22 protein-coding genes are annotated in these 17,323 nt (G+C 64.0%); 17 read left to right on the forward strand and 5 right to left on the reverse strand.

Features of this window, described 5'->3' with window-relative positions; genetic code table 11:
* Window positions 1-113: 113 nt before the first annotated feature.
* From ACLBXP_RS18250 to ACLBXP_RS18290, 9 genes are all read left to right on the forward strand, one after another.
* On the forward strand, window positions 114-1,997 hold the full coding sequence (locus ACLBXP_RS18250) for a methanol/ethanol family PQQ-dependent dehydrogenase (RefSeq protein WP_447669172.1): 1,884 nt from the start codon (window positions 114-116) through the stop codon (window positions 1,995-1,997).
* Window positions 1,998-2,074: 77 nt separating this feature from the next.
* Entirely contained in the window at window positions 2,075-2,779 is a 705-nt protein-coding gene (locus ACLBXP_RS18255) for a pentapeptide repeat-containing protein (RefSeq protein WP_447669173.1), read from the forward strand.
* Window positions 2,780-2,889: 110 nt separating this feature from the next.
* The gene (locus ACLBXP_RS18260) at window positions 2,890-3,198 is read left to right on the forward strand and encodes a hypothetical protein (RefSeq protein ID WP_447669174.1); all 309 of its coding nucleotides are present in this window, start codon (window positions 2,890-2,892) and stop codon (window positions 3,196-3,198) included.
* Between the two features lie 31 nt (window positions 3,199-3,229).
* Window positions 3,230-3,649, forward strand: a complete 420-nt coding sequence (gene pedF, locus ACLBXP_RS18265) for a cytochrome c-550 PedF (protein WP_447669175.1) — start codon at window positions 3,230-3,232, stop codon at window positions 3,647-3,649.
* A gap of 18 nt (window positions 3,650-3,667) precedes the next feature.
* A complete protein-coding gene (locus ACLBXP_RS18270) occupies window positions 3,668-3,967 on the forward strand; it encodes a hypothetical protein (protein ID WP_447669176.1) in 300 nt (99 codons plus the stop codon).
* Window positions 3,964-4,515 (forward strand): cytochrome b, encoded by a 552-nt coding sequence (locus ACLBXP_RS18275; protein WP_447669177.1) that lies wholly within the window; start codon window positions 3,964-3,966, stop codon window positions 4,513-4,515. The genes ACLBXP_RS18270 and ACLBXP_RS18275 overlap by 4 nt, the downstream gene beginning before the upstream one ends.
* Entirely contained in the window at window positions 4,512-5,096 is a 585-nt protein-coding gene (locus ACLBXP_RS18280; protein WP_447669178.1) for a rhodanese-like domain-containing protein, read from the forward strand. The genes ACLBXP_RS18275 and ACLBXP_RS18280 overlap by 4 nt, the downstream gene beginning before the upstream one ends.
* Window positions 5,097-5,105: 9 nt before the next feature.
* Window positions 5,106-5,909 carry a quinoprotein dehydrogenase-associated SoxYZ-like carrier gene (locus ACLBXP_RS18285; protein ID WP_447669179.1) on the forward strand — a complete coding sequence of 268 codons (804 nt, stop codon included), beginning with the start codon at window positions 5,106-5,108 and terminating at the stop codon, window positions 5,907-5,909.
* Complete coding sequence (locus ACLBXP_RS18290; protein ID WP_447669180.1) at window positions 5,909-6,886, forward strand: quinoprotein relay system zinc metallohydrolase 1; 978 nt, start codon at window positions 5,909-5,911, stop codon at window positions 6,884-6,886. Before ACLBXP_RS18285 ends, ACLBXP_RS18290 begins: the two co-directional genes overlap by 1 nt.
* 341 nt (window positions 6,887-7,227) lie before the next feature.
* On the opposite strand, the gene ACLBXP_RS18295 is transcribed toward ACLBXP_RS18290, so the two are convergent.
* Window positions 7,228-7,617: a hypothetical protein gene (locus ACLBXP_RS18295; protein ID WP_447669181.1), complete on the reverse strand. Its 390-nt coding sequence runs from the start codon at window positions 7,615-7,617 to the stop codon at window positions 7,228-7,230.
* A gap of 1,320 nt (window positions 7,618-8,937) precedes the next feature.
* On the opposite strand from ACLBXP_RS18295, the gene ACLBXP_RS18300 reads away from it, so the two are divergent.
* The 4 genes from ACLBXP_RS18300 (at window position 8,938) to ACLBXP_RS18315 (ending at window position 10,813) form a co-directional block, all read left to right on the forward strand.
* Window positions 8,938-9,168: a hypothetical protein gene (locus ACLBXP_RS18300; protein ID WP_447669182.1), complete on the forward strand. Its 231-nt coding sequence runs from the start codon at window positions 8,938-8,940 to the stop codon at window positions 9,166-9,168.
* A gap of 209 nt (window positions 9,169-9,377) precedes the next feature.
* Window positions 9,378-9,605 (forward strand): hypothetical protein, encoded by a 228-nt coding sequence (locus tag ACLBXP_RS18305; RefSeq protein WP_447669183.1) that lies wholly within the window; start codon window positions 9,378-9,380, stop codon window positions 9,603-9,605.
* Window positions 9,606-9,633: 28 nt separating this feature from the next.
* Window positions 9,634-10,580, forward strand: a protein-coding gene (locus tag ACLBXP_RS18310; RefSeq protein WP_447669184.1) for an IS630 family transposase whose coding sequence is annotated in 2 segments (ribosomal slippage) — window positions 9,634-9,979 and window positions 9,979-10,580 — 948 coding nt in all. Because the reading frame shifts where the segments join, the coding sequence is not laid out codon by codon here.
* A gap of 20 nt (window positions 10,581-10,600) precedes the next feature.
* A complete protein-coding gene (locus ACLBXP_RS18315) occupies window positions 10,601-10,813 on the forward strand; it encodes a hypothetical protein (protein WP_447669185.1) in 213 nt (70 codons plus the stop codon).
* Window positions 10,814-10,845: 32 nt separating this feature from the next.
* Here ACLBXP_RS18315 and ACLBXP_RS18320 read toward each other — a convergent pair whose 3' ends face one another.
* Window positions 10,846-11,025 carry a hypothetical protein gene (locus tag ACLBXP_RS18320; RefSeq protein WP_447669186.1) on the reverse strand — a complete coding sequence of 60 codons (180 nt, stop codon included), beginning with the start codon at window positions 11,023-11,025 and terminating at the stop codon, window positions 10,846-10,848.
* A 576-nt stretch (window positions 11,026-11,601) separates the two neighbouring features.
* Here ACLBXP_RS18320 and ACLBXP_RS18325 point away from each other — a divergent pair.
* On the forward strand, window positions 11,602-12,867 hold the full coding sequence (locus tag ACLBXP_RS18325) for a hemolysin family protein (RefSeq protein WP_447669283.1): 1,266 nt from the start codon (window positions 11,602-11,604) through the stop codon (window positions 12,865-12,867).
* Window positions 12,868-12,953: 86 nt separating this feature from the next.
* On the opposite strand, the gene ACLBXP_RS18330 is transcribed toward ACLBXP_RS18325, so the two are convergent.
* The 3 genes from ACLBXP_RS18330 to ACLBXP_RS18340 form a co-directional block, all read right to left on the reverse strand.
* The gene (locus ACLBXP_RS18330; protein ID WP_447669187.1) at window positions 12,954-13,253 is read right to left on the reverse strand and encodes a zinc metallopeptidase; all 300 of its coding nucleotides are present in this window, start codon (window positions 13,251-13,253) and stop codon (window positions 12,954-12,956) included.
* A complete protein-coding gene (locus ACLBXP_RS18335) occupies window positions 13,253-13,732 on the reverse strand; it encodes a hypothetical protein (RefSeq protein WP_447669188.1) in 480 nt (159 codons plus the stop codon). Before ACLBXP_RS18335 ends, ACLBXP_RS18330 begins: the two co-directional genes overlap by 1 nt.
* Window positions 13,733-14,042: 310 nt before the next feature.
* Window positions 14,043-14,312 carry a hypothetical protein gene (locus ACLBXP_RS18340; RefSeq protein ID WP_447669189.1) on the reverse strand — a complete coding sequence of 90 codons (270 nt, stop codon included), beginning with the start codon at window positions 14,310-14,312 and terminating at the stop codon, window positions 14,043-14,045.
* Here ACLBXP_RS18340 and ACLBXP_RS18345 point away from each other — a divergent pair.
* The 3 genes from ACLBXP_RS18345 (at window position 14,311) to ACLBXP_RS18355 (ending at window position 17,097) form a co-directional block, all read left to right on the forward strand.
* Window positions 14,311-14,688: a hypothetical protein gene (locus ACLBXP_RS18345; RefSeq protein WP_447669190.1), complete on the forward strand. Its 378-nt coding sequence runs from the start codon at window positions 14,311-14,313 to the stop codon at window positions 14,686-14,688. The two genes, ACLBXP_RS18340 and ACLBXP_RS18345, sit on opposite strands and share 2 nt — an antisense overlap.
* Window positions 14,689-14,934: 246 nt before the next feature.
* Window positions 14,935-15,435, forward strand: a complete 501-nt coding sequence (locus ACLBXP_RS18350) for a DUF2165 family protein (RefSeq protein ID WP_447669191.1) — start codon at window positions 14,935-14,937, stop codon at window positions 15,433-15,435.
* 267 nt (window positions 15,436-15,702) lie between these two features.
* Window positions 15,703-17,097: a calcium-binding protein gene (locus ACLBXP_RS18355; RefSeq protein WP_447669192.1), complete on the forward strand. Its 1,395-nt coding sequence runs from the start codon at window positions 15,703-15,705 to the stop codon at window positions 17,095-17,097.
* Window positions 17,098-17,323: the final 226 nt, after the last annotated feature.

The raw sequence follows: 17,323 nt of genomic DNA on the forward strand, positions 1-17,323 counted from the left end.
CGGCTTCGATCATGTTTCCACTCATAGTTCGTCATGAGAGGTCGTCTGCCCGCAATCGCGCCTCTCGCAACAACGCGGTCCATCAGCAAAACCGGATCGATAGGGAGAGACGCATGGCACATCCGACAGCGACGGCATCTCCACGCCGGCACCTCCTCGCAACGGCATCGTCCCTGCTGGCCTTGACGCTGGCATTGTCCAGCCAGGCCGCCTCCAAGGATGCGAACGAGCCAAAGCCGGTTGCCTGGGAGGACATCCTTAATGATCAGCAGACCAACAACGATGTGCTGATGTATGGTATGGGCGTAAAGGCTCAGAGATACTCATCGCTCGATAAGATCAATACCGATAATGTCGGCCTGTTGAAGCCGAAGTGGTCGTTCTCGTTCGGCGACGAGAAGCAACGTGGCCAGGAGGGCCAGGCTCTCGTCCACGACGGCATCATCTACATCACCGCATCCTACTCGCGCATCTTCGCACTCGACGCAAAGACGGGGAAGAAGATCTGGTCTTACGCTGCCCGCCTGCCCGACGACATACGCCCCTGCTGCGACGTCGTGAGCCGAGGTGCTGCAATCTACGGCAACAAAATCTACTTCGGCACCCTCGACGCCTCGATGGTCGCTCTCGACGCGAAGACCGGCAAAGTGGTTTGGAACAAGAAGTTCGATGATCACGGCGCCGGCTACGCCTACACCGGCGCGCCGAACATCATCAAGGACCAGAAGACCGGCAAGGTTCTCCTGATCCACGGCAACTCGGGCGACGAGTTCGGCGCACTGGGCAAGCTCTACGCCCGCGATCCCGAGACCGGCGAGGAGATCTGGATGCGGCCCATGGTCGAGGGCCACATGGGTCGCCTGAACGGCAAAGACTCGACGCCCACGGGCGACGCCAAGGCCCCCTCCTGGCCGGACAAGGACGGCAAGAAGGTCGAGGCCTGGAACCACGGCGGCGGCGCTCCCTGGCAGACCGGTGTCTACGACGAGAAAACCAACACCTTCATCATCGGCACCGGCAACCCGGCGCCCTGGAATCACCATTACCGCTCGCCCGGCGACAGCCTCTTCACCTCGGGCCAGGTCTACATAGACCCCTCGAACGGCGAGCCGGTGGGCTTCTTCCAACACACCCCCAACGACGCCTGGGACTACTCGGGCAACAACGAGATCATCCTGTTCGACCTTGAGAAGGACGGTAAGAAGATCCGTGCCGGCGCCCACGCCGACCGCAATGGCTTCTTCATCCTGACGGACATCGACAAGCTCACGGCGCGCGACGGCAAGATCAATAAGCCCGAGGCGCTGATCGCCGCCTATCCGTTCGTGAAGGACATCACCTGGGCCAAGGGCTACGACCTCAAGACCGGCCGGCCGATCGAGAACGAGGGCCAGCGGCCGCCGGCCCCCGAGGCCGGACAGAGCAAGGGCAAGTCCATCGTCGTGACACCGAACTTCCTCGGCGGTAAGAACTGGAGCCCGATGTCCTACAGCCAGCAGACAGGCCTTTTCTACATCCCGTCGAACGACTGGACAGAGGACTACTGGACCGAGAACGTGACCTACAAGGCGGGCTCCGCCTATCTCGGTCAGGGCTTCCGGATCCACCGCAAGTTCGACACCCACGTCGGCGCGCTGCGGGCGATCGATCCGAAGACCGGCAAGATCGTGTGGGAGCACCTGGAGCACATGCCGCTGTGGGGCGGCAGCATGACCACGAAGGGCGGCCTCGTCTTTCAGGGCACCTCCGACGGCTACGTGAAGGCCTTCGATGCGAAGTCCGGCAGGGAGCTCTGGGCCTTCCAGACCGGGTCCGGCGTGGTCTCGGTGCCGATGACCTGGGAGGACGGCGGCAAACAGTACATCGGCATCGCCTCGGGCTACGGCGGCGCGGTGCCGCTGTGGGGCGGCGATATGGCCGACCAGACCAAGCTCGTCAGCCAGGGCGGCTCGTTCTGGGTGTTCGAGGTGCCGACCGACACCGCCTCCGCCCAGTGAGAGCCTGAGGCAGCGCCCTGCGAGCGGGCCCGGGCTTGGGCCCGCTCGTCCCCACCACCACAACCGAGACCCGTCCGATGCCGGCTCCTGCTGCGCGCGCTCTTTCCGGGCTCTTCCTGTCCGGCACCCTCGCGGCCCTCCTCACCGCATGCCTCGGCGGCCCGCCCGGCGCGGCGGCCCAGACGGTGATCGTCAACCGGGAGGAGCGTCCCGACCCCTGGGTAATCAATGGCTGCACCATCGCCCCGAAGACGTCCTGTCCGGGGGCCGACCTGCGCCACGCCGATCTGAAGAACGCCGACCTCGGGGGTGCCGACCTCACGGGCGCCAACCTCGCCAGGGCAGACCTGCGCGGCTCGAACCTGCGCGGCGCCGTCCTCGATCGCGCCAACCTCGGCGGGGCCCGCCTGCAGATCGCCTTTCTACAGGGCCTGAGGGCGCGCGGCGCATCGTTCGTCGGTGCGAACCTCGACCACGCCCGGGCCGCCGGCGCCGATTTTAGCGGAGCCGATTTCACGGTCGCCGACCTGGAGATGGTCCAGGCCAAGCGGGCGCAGTTCGTCGGCGCGAAATTCGTCGACACCGACCTGCAGGAGACCAAGTTCTACGAGGCCAACCTGGCCGACGCCCTGATGGACGGCGCCAAGATCCGCTTCGCAATCTTCCAGGATGCCTGGATGAAGGGCTGCAGGGGTTGTCCGGAGCATTGGCAGCACGGCAAGCCGGTCTGGGAGACCTACCCGGAAGCGGAGCCTCCCGCCGCAGCCGGTGCGGATCAGTGAGATGGCGCTGCCTGCTGGGCCTCGCGGTCGCCGGCCTCGGGTCGCAGGACGCATGGGCCATGGAGCCCGCAGAGGGCAGTGTCCGCCCTGCCTTCGCCAGGTGCAGGGCCGTGGCCGAGGAGGGCGAGCGCCTGCGCTGCTACGACCGGCTCGCCGGGATCCTCGCGCCGCCCCGCTTCCAGGGTCGCCTCACCGCGCAGACCGAGCCGTTCGCGGTGCAGGGCCCGACCGTGCTGCGCTACGAAAGCGACGGCCCGATCTTCGTCATGTACCTCAAGGACGCGCAGGGTGGCATCGTGCAGAACCTGCACATCGGGGGTGGCGGCAGCGCCACCTACGTCATCGAGACGCCTGGCACCTACTCGCTTCAGGTCAGCGGCTCCGAAACCTGGCGCGTCTGGCTCGATCCCGCGCGCTGACGCCGTCCCTCCCGCACAGGCCGATGTTTCCATGATCAAGCTCCTGAGAACGCTCGCGCTCGCGCTCCCGCTCGTCCTCCCGCCGTCGCTCGAAGCCCTCGCTCACGGCGACGCGGCGCCGCAGCCCGTTGATACTACGGGTCTGCCGGCGCTCGGCGACGACATCCGCACCGCGAACCCCTACGAGGGCAACGCGCGGGCCATCGAAATCGGCGCCAACGGCTACAACCAGAACTGCGCACGCTGCCACGGGCTCGACGCGAAGTCGGGCGGCATGGCGCCGGATCTGCGCGAGGTCGAGGCAGGGGAGGCCGGTGACGGCTGGTTCATCACCCGCGTCCTGCACGGCGCGAAGAAGGACGACCGCTACCGGATGCCGCCCTTCGAGGGGATCCTTAGCCAGGAGGCGATCTGGGCGATCCGGACCTACGTCGAGAACCAGGCGAAGTGAGCGGGACCGGCTGCGGTCATGGTGCGCGCGGCGCTGCTCCTGCTCGCGGGCGTCGCGGCCTCGGGCCCGGCCGGAGCCGAGGGCATCAAGGAGTACCAGGTGCGGCGCCTGCTGATGCTGCGGACGGAATGCACCGTGAGCGCCCTGCAGGCCGACGCGCTGGCGGACGGTACGAGCCGCTTCCTCGCGACCTGCGAGAATCTCAGCCACTACCCGGACGGCGTCGAGATCCGCTGCCCGAACACGGAGGACGACCGCGATTGCCGCATCCTCACGGCCAAGCGCGAGTTCCCGCACCTGCGGGCGCTGCAGCGGTGATCGCCGACCCGCCGCCCGGCCGCCTGAGCCTTCCGACGCGATTGCTGCATTGGACCGTCGCACTCGGGATCCTGGGCATGCTGGCCTATGGGTTCCGGCTACAGGAGCTGCCCGAGGGCGCGGTCCGGGGAATGGCCATTCGCCTGCACAAGTCCGTGGGGGTCGTCCTGCTCGTGCTGATCGTCGTGCGCGCCCTCTGGCGCTGGCGCGAGGGCATGCCGGCCTCATCCGCGCGGCACGCCCCGTGGGAGCGCCTCGCCGCCCGCACCGTGCACGCCGCACTGATCGCCGCGACGCTGCTGATGCCGCTCTCGGGCATCGCGCGCTCGCTCGCCTATCCGCGCGCCCTCTCGGTGTTCGGCGTCCTCCTGATTCCGCAGCCCTTCGCGACGCGGCCCGAGATGCTCTACGCGGGCGCGGCTGCGCTGCACGACGGGCTCGCGCTGATGCTCGTGGGGCTCGTCGCGCTCCACGTGGCGGCTGCCCTGAAGCACCACTTCGTCGACCGGGACGACACGCTGCGGCGTATGCTGGGACGCAGACCGTGAGGACTGCCCTGCTCCTCGCCCTCCTCGTCCTCGGCCCTGCGCCCGCACGGGCCGAGCAGACCGGAGCCGCCGCGCAGGACCCATCCGACATGGATCTCCGGACCGGCTTGCGCCTGCGCAACTATCGCGCGCCGGTGACCCGTGCGGTGATCGGCGGCACTCGGGTCGAGTTGCCGGACGTCGACCGCCTCCGGGCCGCGGGCGCGGCGCTGATCGACGTGATGCCCCAGCGCGGCGGCTTCGACCCGGGCAGCGGCGCCTGGCGGGCGGTCGACCGCCGGGAGACCATTCCGGGCGCGGTCTGGCTGCCCGAGACCGGCCGCGGCACGATCGAGCCGCGCCTGTCCGCCTACCTCGCGACCTGGCTCGACCGGTTGAGCGGCGGCGACCGTGACCATCCGCTCGTTTTCTTCTGCATGGCCGATTGCTGGATGTCCTGGAACGCCGTGCGCCGGGCCGCCGATCTCGGCTACCGGCGCGTCTACTGGTTCGCCGAGGGCACGGACGGGTGGAGCGAGGCCGACCGCCCGCTCGTACCGGCCGAGCCGCCCCCGGTCCCGCCCCTTGCCGCCACGCCCTGAGGCCGAGCCATGCCAGCGCCGAACCCCGCCGCACCGCGCCTCATCCGCACCACCGCCGGCCAGCCGCAGCCGAACGCCAGCACTACGCGCGATCCCCTCGGCTCGCCCCTGTGGGCAAGCATGGCCGAGCGCTATCTCGGCGGCCTGCCAGCGATCTTCGACGACCGCGTCACCGTCGCGCTGCCCCCGGTCACCGAGGACCAGACGCAGGTGCCCGTCACGGTCGATGCCCGGGCGCTCGGCTCGGTCGAGGAACTCCTCGTCATCGCCGATCTCAATCCGTTCCCCCTTACCCTGCGCCTCGCCCCCGCCGCCGCGCAGGCCTTCGTCGCCTTCCGCATGAAGATCGAGCAGGGCACGCCGATCCGCGCCGCCGCGCGCCTGGATGGGCTTTGGCATGTCGGTGGGCGCTACCTCGACGCGGCCGGTGGCGGCTGCTCCGTTCCGCCCGTGGTCGAGAAGAAGGTGGACTGGAAGAATCTCGGCCGGATGCGCGGCAGGGTCTGGGACGAGGGCGACAATCTTCGGCTGCGCCTGCGCATGACCCACCCGATGGATAACGGAATGATCGCCAACGTACCGCTCTTTATCGTCGAGACCCTGGCGATCTCGGACGACTCTGGCCGCCATCTCGCCGGCCTCACCCTCTCCGAAGCGATCGCCGACGATCCAACATTGACGCTGTTGCTTTCGGGGCGTGGGGCCAGGGCTCTGACCGTCGCCGCGCGCAACACGGCTGGCAACGACTTCCGCGCCCGGGCCCTGGTGCCTCCGGCGGACGCACGAGCCGCGCAAGCGGAAGGGAGGCCGTGATGGCACAACAACGATCCCGCGATCTCACGCGCCGCACCGGCCTTGCCCTCGCGCTCTCGGCTGCCGCGGCGGCCTGCGGCCCGATTCCCGTGGCGGCGGCCCCGCGCTACTATGTCCTTAATCCCGTCCGGATCGCCGAGGGCGTCTGGACGATCTACGGCGTCCAGGAAGCAATCACCGCCGAGAATGGCGGTGCCATCGCCAACGTCACCATGCTCGACACGCGCGAGGGTTGCGTCCTCATCGATGCGGGCCCCTCGCATCGCTACGGCACGGCTCTCGACACCCTGGCGCGGGACCTCACCGGCAAGCCGGTCGTCCGCGTCTATCTCACGCATTTCCACGCCGACCACAGCCTCGGCGCCACAGCCTTTCCGGACGCTGTGCTCTGGGCGGGACCTGGCTTGCGGGCCGACCTCGCGCGGTTCGGCAACGACCTCGCGAGCGGGATGTACCGGGTCGCGGGGGACTGGATGCGGGGAACTGGCGTGCCCAAGCCCGCGGTCGAGGCACAGGCAGGCGTTGAGGAGGTAGGGGGCCGGCGCTTCCGCCTGCTGCGCCTCTCCGGGCACACCCGGGAGGATCTCTGCCTATTCGAGGAATCCTCCGGCCTGCTGTTCCCGGGCGACCTCGTCTTTCTCGACCGCGCTGCCACCACGCCCGATGCAGATCTGCCGCGCTGGCGCGCCGCCCTGCGAACGGTCGCCGACGTCCCGGCTCGCTTGCTCGTTCCGGGGCATGGTCCGGCGGAGGTCGGGCGCCGCGGCATCGATCAGACGCTCGCCTGGCTGGACGCCGTCGACGCCGCGATCGAAGCTGGTTTCGAGCAGGGGCTCGACGTCACGGAGATCATGGCGCGTCCCCTGCCGGTCTGGGCGGATCAGATCGCGGTCGCCCGCTACGAGTATGCGCGCTCGGTCATGCATCTCCTGCCGAAAGTCGAAGCGGACCGGTTCCCCGTCCTCTCGGCCCTATAGATGTGCTATAGCTTGTTAGAATTCGTTCCCGCCTGTCAGCTTCCTTACCTCGCTTGTCCGGAGCCAAGCTGAGAGATTTGCGCTCGGTAACTTCGTGACGATTGTTATTTTTATTTACCGATCGCGAATTTATTCAAGTAAATAATTGCAAAATGCTTCCCTTAATGCCGCTACATCCGGTGTCTTAGCTCATGAAAACCTAAATAATCCGAGTGTAAGTCGCAAATATTTGTAATTTGCACCCGACGATCACATAATCGTTCATTTGATAAGGATTTTTGCAATGGCCGACTTTCTGAAATGGCTCAAAAACTTTGAAGTTTATTCTAACGCACCACAAATCAGTCTAAACATATCTTGAAATATAATTGCCGCACGCGCTCCATTTCTTGATACGCCTCGCCCGGCCTAAAGGTCAGGAGTTCCGGGCCGTCGGGAACCCGACCAAAACTAGCATCAGAAAGGTCGATCACGAAGCCGCGTTCACCGCTGTAAAGGTCGTCGCGGTTCTTAACGTTGACGGAGCCACAGACGAACGAGCCCGTACTCCGGCGCAGTGCGGTAATCTTAGCATCGGGGCTGTTCAGGTGCCGAGCGATTAACGCGATGACGGTGCGAGTGGCCGCCTGCCCAATGATCCTGTCCGATCCATCGTCGACGCTCTGAGCGCGAGCATCGGACAGGCCGATCGTCAGTGCGAACAGGTACAGGATGGAGGCAGTTCGGGCCATGAATTGCGGAAGCCTTCCTTGCAGGTGCGCACAGGCGATCCCTAACGCTAACGCCCAGATCAATTTCTCAGGATCAGCGAAATTTATGCAGTCAATTACCGCGAGGGGGGTGATTGATCTTGATGAAGGCCGCTGGGCTCGCAGGACGCATGTATACGAAACCATTCAAATAGCAAATCTGTTAATTTATTTTGATAATAATTTATAATAATATGAAACATCTTTGCGCAATTGCGCCTAAGAAAATGAACAAGTGAGGGATGGGGCGGTTCTACCCAAACGACAAAAGGAGCAGGACGCATGCGAGCCACCCCCATCATCCTCGCAGCGACGCTATGCGTCGCTTTCGCCGGATCAGCCTCGGCTCAGGATCAGGCCAAGCCCCCGAGTAACAGTGCCTTGCCATCTAAAGAGACCGACAAGATGCGTTCTGGTGAAACGACTGGGTCGACGCCGAACTCGTCCATACCCGGGGCCAATCCAACCGAGGATGGCAACGCTACCCAGGACTCCCGCACCACCAGGACTAAGAACCGATAAGGGCCGGCGGCGGGTTTCTGAGCTGCGAGGGGTGGCTGGATCTCATGTTTGAGCATCTTCGTCAGTGATCAGACAGGGATTTCTGCGGATGCCCGCCATGACGCACAAAATCATAAGGCAGCACGACAGGACGACTTCGAACCATAGGTGGATAGGGAAGCCTACTACAAAGCCTTCGATGCCCGCGATCGTCCGTAACCGATGGAAGTCGGAGCGGCCCTTCGCTGGCTACAGCGATGACAGCATGCTTCACAACCTTCGAACCCCATCGATCCGAACGGCAGTCCGCAGAGTCATTACAGACGAACTCTGGTTTAGCGACTATCAAAATTTTGTCATGGGGAATTGATACGTCGTCGCTTTACCCTGATTCGTGACTGCAGTTCCGCACGGATGTAGTCCTTTATCGACTCTCTGACGTTTGGACAGCAAAGCTTATTGTTCAGGCTGTCTATCGTATATTGTCCGTACTGACGCGTGCAGCTGTTGCGCTCGCTGACAAGCGCCGATGTCGAGATGCTCTTCATCTGAGTTGTACTTCTGATGCTTCAAGCCTTGCCAACCAGGGGGTAGCAGACAGCCACCAACGGCACTTCGTCGCAGAGATCATTCATGGATTGACGATCCGGCGGCGCAAGGTGTCGAATTGACGCCATTAAACCAAGCGCAGCGCTTACATTGTCGCGCTTCCAGCGAGGAAAAAGCAATATGCGGTGTGCGCTACTGATCTTCTGCTCTTATGCTGTTCTTATATCGTCGCCGGCCTGGGCGCGACTGAAGATGGACGATCGGGCCTCGCTATGGTCCGGCGCCCCCGCGGCCGATAAGATCGATTTCTCGAACCGCATGGGCAACACGATGCGCACGCTGGATCCGGATCTAGACGACCGCTACTTCATGAAATGCTTAGAGGAAACGGCGAATATCGGCGACACGAAGGAATTGACGTTGAGCGACATGGTGCGCACTTGCATCTCTTTGCATGCCCAGCCAGGGCAGAATGAAGAATAGTCTGCGATCTGCGACCCATTGACATCGAGCTACTCCGGCATGCCGCGCTTGCCGGCGCAAGGTGAATCGTTCGGTCGTCGAGACCTATCATGATACGAACGCTCGGCGCCTCGGTCATCGCTGCTACAGCTTTGACTGGACTCGCGGTTGCAGCTCTCGTTCGGTTCGACCGGTCTGCAACCATTCCTACCCCGTCACGGGGCTCAAGTATGGTATCGACCAATCGCGTGCAGCCCTCACCGTCGCCGGGAGCGCCGACGCTCTACTGCGAGTTCACCAACTTCGCCGACCAGACGCCGCTCGTCGGCTTCTATTTCCGAATTGAAGGTTCGCCGATGGCTTCCGTTTATGCGCTGCTGTTACAGCGCGAATGGGAAGGCTCACAAGCTAGAGCGTTTTCCACGATCTGTGAGTCGTTGTGGCAGGGCGAGCGTTGATCCCTGAGGCTCTGTCAGGGAGGTCGCCATGGCCCGCGCCTACAGTCACGATCTGCGTGTTCGCGTCCTGGACGCTGTGAGCGCGGGTGTGTCACGCCGGGCTGCGGCCCTGCGCTATCGGGTCGGCATCGCCACGGTGATCCGCTGGGCCGCGCACGCGACGACGACGGGAGAGACGCGGGCGCAGCCCCAGGGCCGCCCACCCGGCTCCAAGCTTGATGCCCACGCCGCCTTCCTGCTCGCGCTGATCGACGAGAAGGACGACATCACGCTCGCCCAGATGCAGGAGCGTCTGCGTGCCGAGCGCAGCGTGTCGGCCGGGTTGGGCACGCTGTGGCGGTTCTTCGCGCGCCAAGGCGTGACGTGGAAAAAAGGTCGGCGCACGCGACCGAGCAGGATCGTCCCGACGTGGCGGCCGCGCGCACGGCGTGGTTCGAGGCTCAGCCCGACCTCGATCCCGAGCGCCTGATCTTCATCGACGAGACCGGCCTGTCCACGCGCATGGCGCGCCTGCGCGGACGCTGCGCCCGCGGTCAGCGCCTGCGCTCGGGCATCCCGCATGGCCATTGGCTCACGACCACCTTCGTGGCGGGCCTGCGCCTGACGGGGATGAGCGCACCGATGGTCCTCGACGGACCGATGACGCGAGACTGGTTCCTCGCCTACGTCGAGCAGGTGCTCGCCCCGACTCTCACGCCCGGCGACGTGGTCATCCTCGACAACCTGCCCGCTCATAAGGGCGCAGCGATCCAGGCGGCCATCGAAGCACGCGGAGCACGGCTCCAGTTCCTGCCGCCCTACTCGCCCGACTTCAACCCCATCGAGATGGCCTTCGCCAAGCTCAAGTCGCTGCTGCGCAAGGCAGCCGAGCGCACGGTCGATCGGCTCTGGATGGTGGTCGGCGATCTCCTCGACGCCTTCACGCCAGCCGAGTGCGCCAACTACTTCGCCGCCGCGGGATACGAACCGGAGTAGATGGAAAATGCTCTAGCAGCGTGGTTAGCACGACATGGGATCTCAACCTGGGCACCTACTGCGGTGGGCTGCACATCATCAAGAATGTCGTGGTCAACCTGCGGCCGGACATCTACGTCATGAAGGACGGACCGCTGGTCGTTGACAAGAGTGCCAGCGTTACCGGCATCGGCGTAGGCTTTTTCTTTGGCGATTATACCGTTCGAACATACGGATCGGCGAGCTTCGGCTGAAGCGACGGTAGCTTACGCAATGCCAGGGGGGCTCAGCTCCAAAGCCCACGCTGATCGCGGAACTGCAGCTCGCGTCGGATCTGCTCCTTCACGTCCTCCCGGATCGCGGAACTCTGGATTTTGCGGATGAGGCTTTCTTTGGTGTGCCCCTCAAATGGCCGCTCAGCCTGCCAGCGGCGCCGGGCCATTCCGATGATCGATTGTGTGAGCATGGCTGTGTCCCAGGCGTAGGCGTATCGGTTAGCTCAACCGGAACTCGCCCGGCCGTAGTTTCAATGCGCGTGCCATGCGGCTCGTCAACTGCCCAGCGATCTCAACCGCCGCCCCCTCGACTGCCATGCTTTGAACTGCCGCCAAAGCTTCCTCTGGCGGTGATGTCAGAACGGCATAGACCCGTGGCGCCTCGCACTTCTGTTTTACGGTGAAGAGGTAGGGATGGTGCTTATCCCGCCGTTTCGTCTCACCGAGTTTTCGGGGCGGCTTGGGCGGACTCACCCGGCCCGAGCCAGATTTGTCTGCTTTCGGTTGGCACTCGTGGCTGTGCGGAGCGGTTATTGTGGGCCGGTAGGAGGCCGTCCGCTTTTCCGTCCGGCCACCTCCGAAGCGGACCGGCGACTTTCGGCCAGATCCAGCCTGCCGCTTCGCATCCAGCATCACCCTGTCGAGGTCGCTGACCGCACGTGTTTGGCACCGGACCGTCCGAGCTGGTAGGCCGGGGCGTCCATTCGAGAAGGGTCACGTCCATTTCCGACGATGCGTGGTCGACGGCGCTGGGACTGTTCGCGGTCCTGATCCTGGTGTTCGCCAACGGGTTCTTCGTGGCGGCCGAGTTTGCTCTGGTCTCGGTGCGCCGCAGCCGCGTTGCCGAGTTGGTCGCCGAACGGCGGACGAACGCGACAGCCCTCCAGCGGGCGACGGATCGGCTCGACGCCTATCTGGCCGCAACCCAGTTCGGCATCACCCTGTCCTCCCTGGCACTCGGCTGGATCGGCGAGCCGGCCCTCGCGCACCTAATCGAGCCGGCGCTGGATTGGCTGCCACTGGGCTTGGGGACTGTCGCATCCCACACGGTCGCGATCGTGATCGCCTTCTCGATCATCACCGCCCTGCACATCGTGCTCGGTGAACTGGCCCCCAAAAGCCTGGCCCTGCAGCGGAGCGAGCGCACCGCTCTCGCGGTCGTCCGGCCGCTGGGCCTGTTTCTGCTCCTGTTCCGGCCGGCGATCCTGTTGCTGAACGGGCTCGGTAACGGTGTGCTGCGTGTGTTCGGCCTCAAGCCTGGGCACGGCGAGGGTTCGCTTCACTCCACGGCCGAACTCAACCTGCTCATCCAGGCAAGCCAGGAGGCGGGCCTGATCCGCGAGGTGCAGCAGGAAGCGGTGGAGCGCATCTTCGCCATCGGCGAGCGCAAAGTCCGGGACATCATGACCCCGCGCCACGAGGTCGAATGGGTCGACGCCGACGACCCGACCGACGCGGTTCTCAGAGCCATGCGCGCGTTCGACCACGCCCAGGTCGTGGTCAGCCGAGGCGCGGTGGACGAACTTGTCGGCGTGGTGCGCAAGCAAGACCTGCTCGACCAAGTGCTCGATGGCAGGGCCATCGACATCGCCGCCGCCACTCAGCCGCCTATCGTCGTGCACGAGAGCATGACCATCCTGGCGGTGCTGGAGACCTTTCAGAGCCAGCCGATGCGGATGGCCGTGGTCGTCGACGAGTACGGCAGCCTGGAGGGCATCGTCACGCAGACTGACCTGCTGGAGGCCATCGCGGGTGACATCCCGGAAGTGGGTGAGGAGCCCGACGTCGTCGAGCGTCCGGACGGCTTACTCCTGATCGACGGCATGATGTCGGCCCGCGAGGCGTTCGAGCGGCTTGCCTTATCCGAGGATCCGGTCTCGGACGAATTCTACACATTGGCCGGGTACATGATCTTCCAGTTGGGTCGGATCCCGACTGCGGGTGATGCCTTCGAGACTGGCGGGTGGCGCTTCGAGGTTGTCGACATGGACGGACGCCGGATCGACAAAGTCCTGGCAAGCCGGACAGCCTGACCATCGGGGCGAAAGCCGGCGCGACCCCCTCCCGATCAAGGCGGGGTTAGGGAGCAGAGCAGGAATTCGGCGGCGCCTTGCAGGTTTCAGAACGGAAGGAGTCGCCGGAGGCGGGCGATGTTCACGAGCGCCACGAGGGACGAGGCGACGTAGGTGAGGGCCGCGGCGCGCAGGACGGTGCGGGCGCCGAGCATGTCGCCGGCGTCGAGGAAACGGCCCGTCTCCAGGATTGGCAGGGCCCGGCGGAAGCTCGCGTCGAGTTCGACGGGCAGCGTCAGGAGACAGAACACGAGCCGAACGCCGAGGAGCGCGAGGGCCACCTGCACCTGCAGGGCAGGCAGGACGAGCAAATTGACGACGGCGAGCATCACGGGCGCGGTCATCATCACCACAGCCGGGCGACCGTCCGGCGCAACGTGCCTTCGCGCTGTCCGGCGGTCGCGGCAAGAGCCGCGCGCAGGTCGTCCAAGCGTCGGGCCGGGTCGTTGCCCAACGCCATCTCCTCCAAGATCTCCGCCGCCGCCTCGCCGGGCGGAACGTCGAGCCAGAGATCGAGGCGGCCGTCGTTCAGGAGCGGGAGGCTCACCCGCAACCGCCAAACGAGGTCGCAGTCGCGCCCAGGCTCGGACCGCAGCGCCGGGATGGTTGAACGAAGGGCAGCGACGCCCGTCTCGGCGAAGGCGCGTCGTGCGTCGCCATTCCGGAGAGCGGCTGCGACCGCCTCGTCCTCGACGAAACCGTCATGCTCGGGCAAGCCCATGCGAAGGCGCAGGGCCTCGCGATCGACCTCAGGCGCTCCGATGCCGAGCCGATGCAGGGTATCGGCCAGGATGTCGGTCGTCAGGTAGTTACGCTTTCGGGCCATGCCCCATTTGTTCGGTCGCGCGGCCGCGGATCAAGCACGCCGCGCGCCCGAACCCGAAGGGCCTGCGTCGTATGTTCCGTCCATAGAGACGATGGAGGGACGGCCGACCGGTGATGGGCGGCCGCTTGTCCGGGCGCGCCTTCCGCAGGGCCGCCGGATCCGATGTTCATGCGCGAAGCAGTGCCTCCGCGCCACCTTCCGTGCCTCAAGGACCGAGCAGCCGCCAGCCAGAGCCGATGGCGACGGCTGCCACGCCGCAGGCGAATATCCCGATCATGACGTAGTTGAACACCTTCATCGGGCCCGCCGATCAGCAGCGGTTGCCGCCAGCGGTCTGGCCGTACTGCTTGACCGGGAAGTTCTGCTGGTTGGCGTTCCCCTCGGCGGCTGAGCTCATGCGGCAGGTCGCGGGGTTGCGGTTCTCGAAGGCGCCGAAGCCGCCGGGGGCGTCGAGCTCGTAGGGGCTGATCGCCATGTAGCGCCCGCGCGGGGCATCGTAGGTGAACGCTAGCGCGGATGCCGTCGGGGCGGCAACACCGAGGACGATGGTAGCGAGCATGGCGGCGGAACGGATCTTCATGGTCTTCCTCAATCTCTTTCCTGCAAAGCGTCCGGCTGACCCGGTCCGCTTCGACTTGCATGAGAAGGAGATGGGGTACGGCTTTCCGCCGCGACGTGTCGGCTCACACGTCGCGATGGGGATTAAATCCGAGCATGGGCAACGAAATTCGGCAAGCGCTGCAGACAGTTTGGTGTCGCGCTCGGCGGGCCCCCCGAAACGCGGCCTCGCGACGCAAAGCCCGCGAGAGAGGTCGGACACCCTCAAGGGGTTCCGCAGCCGCCTGAACGTGAAGGAACAGGCTGACTCCACCGCTTCTCAAACGGAAGGTGCAAAATCAACTTTGCGCTCGGTTCAAGGCCGTAATCCATCAGCCGATATATGGCTTTTTATTTAGGGCCAGTCCAGCTGACGTTATTTATTCAGGCCTATCTATGCCTTTCTGTGCCCATCGATCGCCAATCTATGCGGTAGCATCGCCTTTGGCTGAGTTGACTGAGCCGGAAACCTGCAGCGGTCGCAGCGCATCAGTCCTCGGATTGACAAAGGAATGGACCAAGGAACTGAGGTGAGTTGGGCATCAATCTGAGATAGGCGTATCGACGTCGATCATCGCCTCACACCTGCCACGGGCCCGCATGCAATGACCGTCCTTCGCCTGTCAAAGATCATACTGGTTGCTGCTGTCGCGCTCACATGCGCCCTCTCCGCGTATAACAATATCGTCAATCCAGACTCGAACTACGAATTCCTGCGTCACGTTCTGTCGATGGATACGGTCGAATCCGGCGCGCAGATTCAAGATCGCGCTATCCAAAACTCCATGCTGCAGCGGGCGGCATTCATGTTCATCGTCACAGGTGAGATGTTGGCAGCGTTGCTGTCATGTCTTGGCGTCGCGCTGATGGTCGTTCGGCTGAGTGCCCCAGCGGCACGCTTTGCGCAGGCGAAGGCCCCCGCCATCGCAGGCCTCAGCATCGGCTTCCTGGTCTGGCAGGGCGGCTTCCTGGGCATCGGCGGCGAATGGTTTTCGATGTTTCTGTCGAAGACCTGGAACGGTCAGGAGGCCGCGTTTCGGTTCGCCATGAGTGTGCTGGGAGTCTTGATCTACTTGGCGCTGCCCGAGCGAGAGGTAGAGAGCTGAAATGTCCCCCTGCGGCAGGAACCCTGGCCTGCCGCCCTGAGGAGGCGCAGCGACGAGGCGCCGCGCGCGCGACGTTCGGAGCGAGCAGCAACTACGATTCCTGAGGCAACACCTCAAGCAACACGGCCGCTGCGGCACGGAAGCTTTAAAAGACGAGGCCGCATGGGTGGACGGACTGTTTCTTGTTGTTTAGAATTCTCGGGCACAACCTCAAACTGTGTTTCGCCGGGACCGCAAACGATGCTCTCTCAACCGAACTCTGCATCCGTGGCTTCGCAGTTCATTCCAGACTCGCTCCCGACCGCGGTCGTCGGCAATCCAGGTTCCACCATAACCCTGGCGCAGATGCTCAGGCAGTCGTTCGGTCTTGAGGCACCTCAAGGGTTCAGCGAGTATCAACTCTCGACGCTGCATCAGAACCAGCCTAACGGCGGCCCTGGTACAATCGAAACATCCTATTGGGGCACCGGCAGCAATGCCTTGGATTCCTATTGGCTCCTCGACGGCAGGAGACTGACGGAAACGACGACGGTCTCGGCTGCCGACATCGGCCGCATCACGATGTTCATCGGCAACAGCATGATGAACACGGCGGCTTTCAGCGTGCCGGTGACCGGAAGCGCGAGCGCAGGCCAGATCTACCGCACGTACAACATCTGGACGTCGCAGCCCGCCGTGCAGGGCAGCCATTTCATGAGCAACGCTCTGAACCCCAGCGACATCGTTCAGTCCGCGGCGCTTTTTGCAAGCGTCTATCCCCAGATTTCGAACGTGAACAACTGCAACTGGATCGCGGACAACGTGGCCGCCGCTGCCGGGGCAGTGATGCCTTATGCCAATTATTCGAACGATCCGGACATGAACGTCGAGGGCGGCTTCTGGAGAATTGCCTATCGCGGCACCCAATCCACAAATCCGGTTCAGGATTGGTCTACGCTCACGCAGCCGGGCGATATCATACGCATGGTCTGGAATACGGAGGGCCATCACACGACGACCGTGACCGGCGAGCTCACCCAAACAGGGTTCTTGCCGGTCTACGACAATGATGATGGCGTAAACAACCCAAACCACTACATCAGGGGTCATGACGTCAAGTACTGGCTCCACACCAATCCGGAAGATGTGACCATATACCGGCTGGACCCGAATCATCAGTATCTCATCAACGGCACGGACAGTTCAGAGAATGTGCAGGGAAGCGTCTACAACGACCTCATAAAATCGGTCTCGGGCTCGGACACGGCCTATGGCGGCGACGGGGCTGACCTGATTTTCGGCAATCTCGGCAATGACATCCTGTTCGGCAACCAGAGCACAGATACGCTTTACGGCGGTCAAGGCGACGATGTGTTGTTCGGGGGCCAAGGCAACGACGTGCTCTTCGGTGATCAGGGCAACGACATCCTGTACGGAGATCTTGGCGACGATATGCTCTCTGGCGGTGCGGGGGCGGACCGATACGTGTTCGACAGGAACTCCGGTCGCGACTTGGTCCTGGGGTTCCGACAGAGCGAGGGGGACCGCATCGATTTGCAGGGACAGAGCTATCGTGTGAGTTCGGCCGCTGACGGCAACGCGCTGCTGACACTCTCGGGCGGTGGCACGGTGGAGTTGAACGGCGTCACACGCCAGCAGGTCACCAGCAGTTACTTCACCTGAGTGCGGGGACAGATTGGACGAGATGGAACCTCAATGGACGGTAAGACCCGTCGTCGATCCACAAAACTTGTGTTCCATATCGATGTCCAATTTAGAGATCGCAACAACGGACGCGGAGCAGCTGAGGTAGGTAGCACACTGCTTGGTTTGGCCGTTGGCAACACCTGCTTTCGAGAGCTGCACGGCCGCCGTTACGACTGCTTCCGCCTGATTTCGTTGAAAAACT

Source organism: Methylobacterium sp. A54F (genome assembly GCF_053346035.1).